Origin of the sequence: Longimicrobium sp., from assembly GCF_048594345.1 — a bacterium.
Lineage (GTDB): Bacteria > Gemmatimonadota > Gemmatimonadetes > Longimicrobiales > Longimicrobiaceae > Longimicrobium.
Map to the genome: position 1 here is coordinate 1 of NZ_JBMDXM010000294.1, position 9,670 is coordinate 9,670.

6 protein-coding genes are annotated in these 9,670 nt (G+C 67.5%); 1 reads left to right on the top strand and 5 read right to left on the bottom strand.

Annotated features, from left to right (window positions below; all coding sequences use genetic code 11):
* Positions 1–151 precede the first annotated feature (151 nt).
* The 5 genes from ACOJUJ_RS30320 to priA all read right to left on the bottom strand — a co-directional run bounded on the left by ACOJUJ_RS30320 (position 152) and on the right by priA (position 6,922).
* Complete coding sequence (locus ACOJUJ_RS30320) at positions 152–772, bottom strand: HNH endonuclease (RefSeq protein ID WP_420130671.1); 621 nt, start codon at positions 770–772, stop codon at positions 152–154.
* A gap of 631 nt (positions 773–1,403) precedes the next feature.
* Positions 1,404–2,567 carry a glycosyltransferase gene (locus ACOJUJ_RS30325; RefSeq protein WP_420130672.1) on the bottom strand — a complete coding sequence of 388 codons (1,164 nt, stop codon included), beginning with the start codon at positions 2,565–2,567 and terminating at the stop codon, positions 1,404–1,406.
* 488 nt (positions 2,568–3,055) lie between these two features.
* Positions 3,056–3,409, bottom strand: coding sequence for a hypothetical protein (locus ACOJUJ_RS30330; protein WP_420130673.1), 354 nt, complete (start codon positions 3,407–3,409; stop codon positions 3,056–3,058).
* 174 nt (positions 3,410–3,583) lie between these two features.
* Positions 3,584–3,853 carry a pinensin family lanthipeptide gene (locus ACOJUJ_RS30335; protein WP_420130674.1) on the bottom strand — a complete coding sequence of 90 codons (270 nt, stop codon included), beginning with the start codon at positions 3,851–3,853 and terminating at the stop codon, positions 3,584–3,586.
* 432 nt (positions 3,854–4,285) lie between these two features.
* Complete coding sequence (priA, locus tag ACOJUJ_RS30340) at positions 4,286–6,922, bottom strand: primosomal protein N' (protein ID WP_420130675.1); 2,637 nt, start codon at positions 6,920–6,922, stop codon at positions 4,286–4,288.
* Positions 6,923–7,104: 182 nt separating this feature from the next.
* Between priA and ACOJUJ_RS30345 the strand changes: the two genes are divergently transcribed.
* The gene (locus ACOJUJ_RS30345; RefSeq protein WP_420130676.1) at positions 7,105–9,399 is read left to right on the top strand and encodes a galactose oxidase-like domain-containing protein; all 2,295 of its coding nucleotides are present in this window, start codon (positions 7,105–7,107) and stop codon (positions 9,397–9,399) included.
* Positions 9,400–9,670: the final 271 nt, after the last annotated feature.

The following is a 9,670-nucleotide window of genomic DNA, read 5'->3' on the forward strand; positions in this document are numbered from 1 at the left end:
GGGGGTGCGCTCGGTATGGGGTCGATGGGGGATCGACTTCTCCCCGCGCCGTGAGGAACGACGGGGGTGGGGCGGGGGGTGGGGCACCATCGGCGGCGGTTCGAGGCCTCCGGAAAGAGAAGGCGGGCCAGTCGAAAGCGACGGGCCCGCCTTAGTCCACGAGCGCCAGGTGGCGCGCGTGATCGTGCGAATGCGTTTGACTGTGCGCGTGGTCGTCGTCGCTGTGCTTGAGCAGCGCGGCCAGCACTTCTTCGCCGTAGAACATGGCGATGTACTTGGCCTGCACCACCGTCACGCGGCGCACCGCCCACACCAGCTCAACGTAGTTGGGCTCCTTGGGCTTGTGCAGCAGGTGCATGCCAATCTCTTCGGGCAGGTGGCTGGCCTTGCGGTTGTTGCACCCGGAGCATGCCGTGGCGACGTTATCCCAGGTGTTAAGGCCGCCGCGGGAGATGGGGAGGATGTGGTCGCGCGTAAGGAACTCGCGGCCCCGCAGCTGGCCCTTGTGCCGGCCGCAGTACTGGCAGCGGTACCCGTCCCGCGCAAACAGAAAGGTGTTGGTAACCTGCCGCCTGAACCTGCGCGGCACGTGGACAAACCGCTTGAGCCGGATGACGAGCGGCGCCGCCACCCGCTCCTTTGCGGAGCGGAAGATGCGCGCGTCGTCTTCCTCGAGCACCTCGGCCTTGCGGTCAAACACCAGCCGCAGGGCGCGCTCTACCGGCAGAATGGTCAGCGGTTCGTAGGATGCGTTGAGCGCCAGACAACCCATGTGCGTGCTCGCCTCCTTGTCGCTTGAGGGCGTTTACCCGGTTTCCGCGATCCCGACCCGTCTGTGAGAGGTTGATTTCAAGTACCGTGCGAAGCTCGCGCCACTCTCCGACGGGTGCGTCCCGCATTCGTCACGGGCCGGGCACGCGTGCGACACGATCCTGAAAAGATGTCGCGGGAGAGGGCCGCCGCACGATCTGGTGGCGGTTAAGCTGAAAGCTGGCAGATCTTGAGGAAAAGGTCAAGCCCTGTACTACATGTAGTGGCAACCCTCCCCACCGTGGACGGCTCACGGCTGGCCGCAAACGGATGCATCCCGCGCGATGCCGGCGCACTGTGATGCGCACCGCCTTCCCCAAAGGAGCGCGCTTCTCAGAAAATCTGCACCCTCGCACACACCTCAATAATCAGTCATCCTGAGGGAGCGCACCACGCGTAATCAGAAGCCACACAACAGCCTGCGCGCGACCGAAGGACCTTCTCTCCGCCGCTGTAACCCCAGCTCCAAAGCAGAGACCCAGCCCTGGTTCCGCTGGCAAGGTTCTTCGGTCGCGCGCAGGCGACTGCGTTGCTTACCGTTATGCGCGTGCTCCCTCAGGATGACTGAGGTGTGTCGCGGATGATGAGTGAAATCAGACGGCGCCTTCTCGAACCATCGACAAGCGCCGCTCCGCCATGCCTTCCCGTGCATCCGCCCCGCCGCCGGCCAGCACGGCTTCGCACTCCACGACCATCCGCTGCACGCTGAATCGCTCGCGAACACGCCACAGGGCCGCGTCCGCGCGGGTCTCGACCGCCGCGGGATCGTCGCGCAGCAGCGACGCGACCTCGCGCAGGGCCGCGGCGAGCGCATCCGCGTCCTCCGGCGGAACGATCCAGCCGGCGGACGATCCGTCGCCGTCCATCCCGATCGCCGTACGCACGCCGCTCACGTCCGTCGTGATCACCGGCGTGCCGACGGACATCGCCTCCAGCATCACGTTGGCCATCCCCTCGTTGCGGCTGCTCAGCACGAACACGCCGCATCCCGCCAGCACGGCGGGCACGTCGTCCCGCTGCCCCAGCCAGTGGACGCGCTGCGCGATGCCCAGCTCACTCGCGCGCTCACGCAGCCGCGGAAGCTCCGGCCCGTCGCCGGCGACCACCAGGCGCGCCGAGGACAGATCGGCGCGCGCGAACGCATCCAGCAGCACGTCGAACCCCTTGCGCTGCGCCACGTGCCCCGCCGCGCCAACCAGCAGCGCATCCCCATCCACCCCCACCTCACGCCGCAGGCGCTCCGCCGCGCGAAGCCGGTCGATCGCTCCGCACTCGATGCCGTTCAGCACCACGTGAATGCGCTCCGGCGCATACCAGGTGGCGCCCGTGCGCCACGCCTCCGCGACCTCCGGCGCGTTGACGATCAGCCCATCCACCCAGCGCCGGAACCAGAGCGCGTCCCGCCGCTTTGGCACGCGCACGATTCCCAGCCGCACGATGGTGCGCGGCACCCCCGCACGCCGCGCCGCCCACGCGCCCCAGCCGCCGCCGCGCCACGAGGTGAGCAGCACCGCATCCGGCCGCTCGCGCCGCAGCCACACCGCAAAGCGCACCGCGCGCGGTACGTCCACCCCCGCGCCCGGGCGCACGTGGGAGGTGCGGACGCCAGCCGCCTCCATCCTCCGCGCCACCTCCCCGCCCCGCCGGCACGAGACCACGACCTGGTGCCCGCGATGCGCGAGCCCCTGCGCCAGCGTCAGCATCCACTTCTCATTGCCGCCCCACACCCGGGCCGCGTTGTGGATCACCAGTTTCATCAAACGCGCGGATGGATGTAGACACGCCAAAGCGCCCGTCGCGCAGTATAGGCGGCGAAATGCGTTCGCTAAAGGATTTTCTCGGAGAATGGATTGATCTGGGACGGAGCGCGCCGTTGATGCGGCCGGTTGCGGGTGCGCGGGTGCGCGGGTGCGCGGGACGCCGTACACCCTGGCCGCTGGGGTCGGCGCAGGCAGACTTCGTGATGTTGTAGCGGCGAAGTACGCGATTGCGAATCTAATCCGGTGATCTCCCGGTTGCGGACGCGCCGGTGCATGGAACTCCGCATACTGTCGGGCCGCCGAGTCCACGAAGGTGGATGCTGTGCAGTTGTAGCGGCGAATTGATTCGCTCCGGCAGGCGACGGCACAGTACCGGTTCAGATTCGCGATGGGCATCATCCCCTCCCGCAGGGCGGACGGTGCAAGGCCGGTTGCGCCGGATGCACGGAGGGGCAGCCACCTCGCGATGGCTGCCCCGCACGTGTTCAGCTGGCCTCGGCCGGCGCCGGGCAGTTGACCTCCGTGCACCCACGCGCCGACGGACACGCGTCCACGGCCGAGGTATCGCATTCCGGCGACTGGCCCTTGGTGCACCCGCGCGACGACGGGCAGTTCAGGGCCGCCGAGGGACAGTTGGTGCCCTCCGTGGGCCGGCACTCGAAGACTTCGCTGCACCCGCGCGCCGACCCGCAGGCGTCCACCCCCGAGCACGCCGGGTCCTGCAGCCCCGTAGGCCTTGCCTGCCGGCCGTGCACCGTGCCGAACGGCAGCGTGCCGTTTTCGTCCGTGGCGAACGACTGCACGCGCAGGCCGTTTAGGTCCAGCGTCAGCTTTTTCATCGTCGTCTCCATTCTGGCCGTGATGATCGAAACCGGCTTCGCACAGCCGGCATCAGGCGTATCCAATATCAAAGCCGACGGACCGCGTGTCACGCAGACATTCGTTCACCGAACGCCAACAGGGGCAGCCACCTCGCGGCGGCTGCCCCTCTCGTAGCACTCAGGTCCTGCCGATCAGCAGGGGAACAGCGGCGTGCAGCCGCGGCCCGTGGGGCACGCGTCGTTGTACGACTCGCAGGTGTTGGTCTCCTCGCAGCCGAAACAGGTCTCCAGCTCGGTGCAGCCGCGCGCCGACGCGCAGGCGTCGATGGCGGAGCAGTTGGTGTCGTCGATGCCGGTCTTCTTCACAAAGCCGTGCACGGTACCAATCTCCGCCGCGCGCTCCAGCGCCGTCTCGAACGACTGCACCTTCAGGGTGTCCAGGTCAAGCGTCAGCTTCTTCATCTTTTGCTCTCGATGTCGTGTGTGAAAACAGGAACCGGCCGCCATACAGCGCGATCCGGTGCGGCGAAGATCGCGGCCGCAACCGTTCCTGTCATCAGCAACTCTGTACTATGTTCGTAAAATTTATACCCCTTAATTCGAAACTAATCATCCCTTAGAGACTGCCACGAAGAGCGGATGCAGGTGAGCCCCGCCATGTGATTGAACTCGCAGCCTCGCGGCGTCGCGGCTGAGAAACGTGATGTCCGCCTGCGCATACCGCTCCCGCCACGGGCCAGTGACTGCCAGGTCGCGAGATCCAGGAATATCGAGAGCGGTTGAAGCCCTGTTCGGCGAGCGGAAGCGAGCCGAGACAGGGCTTATCGCTTTCCCAGCAGCGGGTTTACCCGCTCATCCCTGGCCAGGCTGCGACACAAGGACGGGAGCCGCCCCCTACAGCAGCGCCACGGGATCCCGGTCGATAGCGATGCGCAGGTCGGCCTTGCCGCCGCCGCCCACGCTGTACTTCTCGAAAAAGTAGCGCGCCACCTTTCCCAGCGTCTTTGCGCTGGGCGAGCGCAGGATAAAGTGCCAGCGCCAGCGGCCGCGGATGCGGTCGATGGGGCACGGCGCGGGGCCCACCAGCGCCACGTCGCGCACCTTTCGCGCGGTCAGCAGCCCGCTCACCCAGTCCGCCGCGGCCACCGCGGCCTCCTGCGTCGCATCCTCCTCCGTTCCGCTCACCACCACGTTCACCAGCCGCGAGAACGGCGGATACGCGGGCTCGCGGCGCGTCTCGATCTCCCGCTCCGCAAAGCCGACGAAGTCGTGCTCCATGGCCGCCGCCACCGCGTAGTGGCTGGGGAGCGCCGTCTGGATGAACACTTCCCCGCCCTTGGGCCCGCGCCCCGCCCGCCCCGCCACCTGCGTCAGCAGCTGAAAGGTACGCTCCGTGGCGCGAAAGTCGGGGAGGTTGATCCCCGTGTCCGCGTTGATCACCCCCACCAGCGTAACGTTGGGAAAGTCCAGCCCCTTGGCGATCATCTGCGTGCCCAGCAGAATGTCGACCTCGCCGCGCTCCACCCTGGTGAGGATGGTGTGGTGCGCCCACTTGCCCGCGGTGGTGTCCACGTCCATCCGGGCAATGCGGGCCGCGGGGAACGCCTCCTCCACCGCGCGCTCCACCTGCTCTGTCCCCACGCCCTTGAAGCTCAGGTCGTCGGATCCGCACGCCGAGCAGATTTTGGGCGCGGCCTCTTCGTGCAGGCAGTAGTGGCAGGTGAGCCGCGCGCGCCGGCGATGGAAGGTGAGCGACACGTTGCACTGCGGGCAGTGCCACACCTGCCCGCACTCGCGGCACTGCACGAACGTGGCGTAGCCGCGGCGATTCAGCAGCAGGATGGTCTGCTCCGCGCGCTTGATCCGCTCGCGAACCGCGTCCACCAGCACGTCGCTCAGAATGACGGGCGCCGGCTCCTGCAGCGGCCCCGTCGTCTTCTTGACCCGCTTACGCTCCGCCCGCAGGTCCACCACCTTGATCGGCGGCATCGGCTGGCCGCCCACGCGGTCGGGCAGCTCCAGCAGCGCGTACTTTCCGCTCTTTGCGTTCACCCAGCTTTCCAGCGACGGCGTCGCGGAGCCCAGCAGGCACACCGCGCCCTCCAGCGTTGCGCGGACCACGGCCACCTCGCGCGCGTGGTAGCGCGGCGCCTCGCCCTGCTTGTACGAGCCCTCGTGCTCCTCGTCCACGATCACCGCGCCCAGGTTCGTCAGGGGAGCGAAGATGGCCGAGCGCGCGCCGACCACGATCTGCTTTTCGCCCGCGCGCAGCGACCGCCATTCGTCGTACCGCTCGCCCTCGCTGAGCGCGGAGTGCAGCACCGCCACCCGGTCGCCAAACACGGCCTTGAAGCGCCCCACCGTCTGCGGCGTCAGCGCGATTTCGGGAACCAGGACGATGGCCGTCTTTCCCTGCCGTTCAACGACTTCGCGCAGCAGCTCGATGTAGACCAGCGTCTTTCCCGACCCCGTGACACCGCGGAGAAGAAAAGTGCCGGGCTCCTTCGTGCGGCTGGCCTTTACCAGCTCGCGGATCACGCCGGCCTGCGCGTCCGTCGGGTTCAGCCGCGGCGCTTCGGCCACGTCCATCTGCGCGTACGGATCGCGCGACACCACCTCGTCTTCGGACGCGACGAAACCCTTCTTGATCAGCTGGCGAAAGATTTCCGGCGCAAAGCCCAGCCCCGCCGTAAGGTGCGCCGCCTCCGCCCGCCCGCCCAGCGACTCCAGCGTCTCGTACGCCTCGCGCTGGCGCTTGGCGCGGCCGAACGCCTCTTCGCGCGCCAGCAGCGTGGGCAGTTCCTGAACGATGCGGAACACGCGGCGCGTCTTGACGGCGTGCTCGATGCGCGGCCCCTCCGTCTCCACGCGAACGAAGCCACGCTCCTCCATCCGCCGGATGACGGGCCACCAGCCGTGGTCGCCCAGCTCACGGCGCAATCGGAGGACAGCCTGCGGCCCCGTCGTGTCCGCCAGCCACGCCATCAGCTTCATCTCCAGTGGCGACAGCTCCTCGCCGGCCGGCTCGCGGATCAGGGAGACGTAGTCGGTCGATGAATCCGTAAGGCCGGCGGGGAGCGCCGTCCGCAGCACCTGCCCCAGCGGCGCCAGGTAGTAATCCGCGATCCAGCGGCTGAGCTTGAGGATCGTGGGCGTGACGCTGGGATGCGCGTCCAGCACGGCGCTGACGGGCTTGACACGGCCCGGCTTGTCCGGCGTCTCGGCGATGCGGTCGATCCAGCCGATCTTCTCCTTGTTGGCGAACGGCACCAGCACGCGCGCGCCCGGCCGCGCGGCGGCGCGCAGTTCGGGCGGAACGGCGTACGTGAACGTACGCGGCATGGGCAGCGGAAGCGCGACCTGAACGAACAACCGCAGGTACCAGGGAACCGGGAACAGGGGATAGCCGGCAACGGCTCGGGCGACAATCTGTACACCCGGGGTTCCCTTCGCGAGGGGAGGAGCGCGGTGAGCGGCTGATGTTGCCGCATAAGAGGAAGAAGACCCTGCGCGAGGAGAGAACTTCGCCATTTCTTTCGTGGATGCGGCGCCGGTTCATCCATGGGCATTCGCCGTTTTCGGCCGTGGAAGCCCGACGGGCGACAACGAAGACCTTGCTGCTACACACCTGATCCGCCTAAAATAACATCGAACGGATTTACCCATTTTCTTCCCCCCAGGAGAGAAGATCCATGCGCAGGGTTTGTAGAGGGATGTCTCGCCGGATCGGCAGGATCGCCGCGGTCATCGTCGCCGCGTCGATGGCGCCATGCCTGTCGACGGCATCGCAGCTGGCCGCGCAGAACGCGCACGCGGAAGGCCCGCCGCCCCCCGATGCCCGCAAGCTCACGCCCGACCCCGCGATCTACGGGCGGTGGGCCACGGTGATCCCCGAAGAAGGGGGTGCCGCCATCGAACGGATTCTGGGGATGCAGACGGTGCACGCCGTGCTGCTGCCTTCGGGCAAGGTGCTGTGGGCCAGCGGCAGCAGCTGGCGAAACCACGCGCCCATCGAGCACTACCCCAACGTCCGCAACCCCAGCCCGGGCACCGGCGTGTTCAACCGGAACGGCAACCCGTTCGCGATGGACAGCCTGGAGAAGTACTACCAGCTGGTGAACAACGTCGCGGTCTACGATCCCGACCGGAACACCTTCTACCGCATCCCGCACCCGGTGCCGGTCGCGGACCCGGACAGCGCGGGCCAGTTTGCCCCCAGCGACCTGTTCTGCACGGGGCACCTGCACCTTCCCGACGGCAACGTGCTCTTTACCGGCGGCACCCAGTACTACTACCCGTACCGCACGGGCAACCGCTCCACGTACATCTTCGACTGGAAAAAGGAGACGGGCATCGACTGGCAGCGCTTCGACTGGCGGCGGATTCCCGGAGAACGGCACGATCCCTGGATCTTTTCGGGGTTCATGCCGCGCGGACGCTGGTACGCCAGCATCGTCCCGCTGCTGGACGGGCGGATGGCGGTGTTCAGCGGCTTTGTCGGCTTCGACAAGGGCTATCCCGAGATGTACGAGTTCGAGATCAACCACACGGTCGACTTCTTCAACCCCGCGCGTTTCGACCGGCGCAACCCGGGTGCGGCGTGGCGCAGCGTAGACGTGCAGAACACGCCCAACAGCCCGTTCGCCACCGTCATCAACCAAGACTTTGTTCCCGACGACAACGTAAACTGCGACGAGCGGTGCATCCGGGCCAACCAGCGTGACGCGTTCAAGCTGTATCCCGAAAACTACCTGATGCCCGACGGCCGCATCTACCTTACCCGCGAAGGCGATTGGGTAAGCCTGCGCACGGAAAGCACGGCGTTCATGCGGCGCACCACGCACACGTACTGGGCCACCCTGGGCGGCAGCGCCGATCAGCCCAGCGTGTCGTTTGAACGCGGGCCGGAGCGTCCCGACACCATCACGTCGTACGGCACCACCTACCTGGACCCCAACACGGGCAACATCACGCTGCTGGGCGGACAGCCCACGTCGCCCGGGACGCTGCTGCCGATGAACGTGACGGTGGACGACAACATCATGCCCCCCACGCACTTTGCGGGCGGGCGCGGCAGCCGCAAGCGCCAGGAGTTCATCGTTTCACCCAACGAGCCGTTCGGCGGCCGCTGGACGATGGAAGAGGACTTTCTGGGCAAGGAGCCGCAGGACGACCGCACCATGCACTACGCCATCATCCTGCCCAACCGGCAGGTGCTGGTGATCAACGGCGGCAACTACGATTTCTACGGCCCCGTGTTCTATCCGCTGCTGCTGACGCCGCAGTTTACCGACGGCAGGTTTACCGGATACTACAAGCAGCGCATGGTAGAGGGGGTGGAGCCGCGGCTGTACCACAACAACGCGCTCCTTCTCCCCGACGGCCGCGTCCTGGTTTCCGGGGGCAACTCGGCGCGCGCCACGGTGCGCAGCGACGCGGCTCCCGGCCATGCGCACACCACCACGGGGCAGCCCAAGCCTGACCTGGGTCTGGTGGACGTGGACATGTACTTCTTTGGCGATGGACCCATGGCTCGCGGGCAAAAGGGGCAGCTCACCACGCCCACCGAAGACTGGGTGGCCGAGATCTACAGCCCGCCGTACCTGTTCATCGACCCGGACCGGCGCGCAGAGATCCGTTCGATCGAGCCCATCGAGCGGCCGAGGTACCGGCCGGAAGCCGTGATCGGCGGCAAGACGTTCAACCTGCTGCACAGCAACGCCGAATACCGGGTAAAGCTGGCCCATCTTCCCCAGAGCTGCTCGCCCGACAGCCGGGCGTCGCTGTCGCTGATCAAGCTTTCGTCGGCCACGCACGGCTGGCAGAACGGCCAGCAGTTCCACGAGCTGCCGTTCAGGACGGTCGACAACGACATCGTGTTCACGACGCCGGACGCGCGCGAGGCCAACCTGCCGCCCGCGTACTACATGCTCTTCTATGTGGACTGCCGCGGCAAGCCGGCCGTCGCGCGCATGGTCCGCTTCGACGACCAGGCCACCGAGCCCTGAGCGTTCGGGAGGGATGAAGACGAAGCGCGCCGGTCCCGCGGGGGCGGCGCGCTTCCGTTTTGATCTCGATGATGCCGGGGCGCGGGTGGCAGGCTGGCGTGGTCGGCGCTTCGACACGCATGGAACTGGCGCCCGCCGGTGTGCCCCTCCCCCGGCCCCTCCCCGTTCGTTCCTCACGGAGAGGGGAGAAGTCGATCCCGCTTCGACACCTTCCGAAGCGCGCCACCCTCGCCGCCCACCCAACCCCTCCCCCGAAGTTGGGGGAGGGGTC

Excerpts from the sequence above, each read along its gene's own strand:
- ACOJUJ_RS30320 (WP_420130671.1), bottom strand. The coding sequence starts at position 772 with ATGGGTTGTCTGGCGCTCAACGCATCCTACGAACCGCTGACCATTCTG.
- ACOJUJ_RS30325 (WP_420130672.1), bottom strand. The coding sequence starts at position 2,567 with ATGAAACTGGTGATCCACAACGCGGCCCGGGTGTGGGGCGGCAATGAG.
- ACOJUJ_RS30330 (WP_420130673.1), bottom strand. The coding sequence starts at position 3,409 with ATGAAAAAGCTGACGCTGGACCTAAACGGCCTGCGCGTGCAGTCGTTC.
- ACOJUJ_RS30335 (WP_420130674.1), bottom strand. The coding sequence starts at position 3,853 with ATGAAGAAGCTGACGCTTGACCTGGACACCCTGAAGGTGCAGTCGTTC.
- priA (WP_420130675.1), bottom strand. The coding sequence starts at position 6,922 with ATGGCGAAGTTCTCTCCTCGCGCAGGGTCTTCTTCCTCTTATGCGGCA.
- ACOJUJ_RS30345 (WP_420130676.1), top strand. The coding sequence starts at position 7,105 with ATGTCTCGCCGGATCGGCAGGATCGCCGCGGTCATCGTCGCCGCGTCG.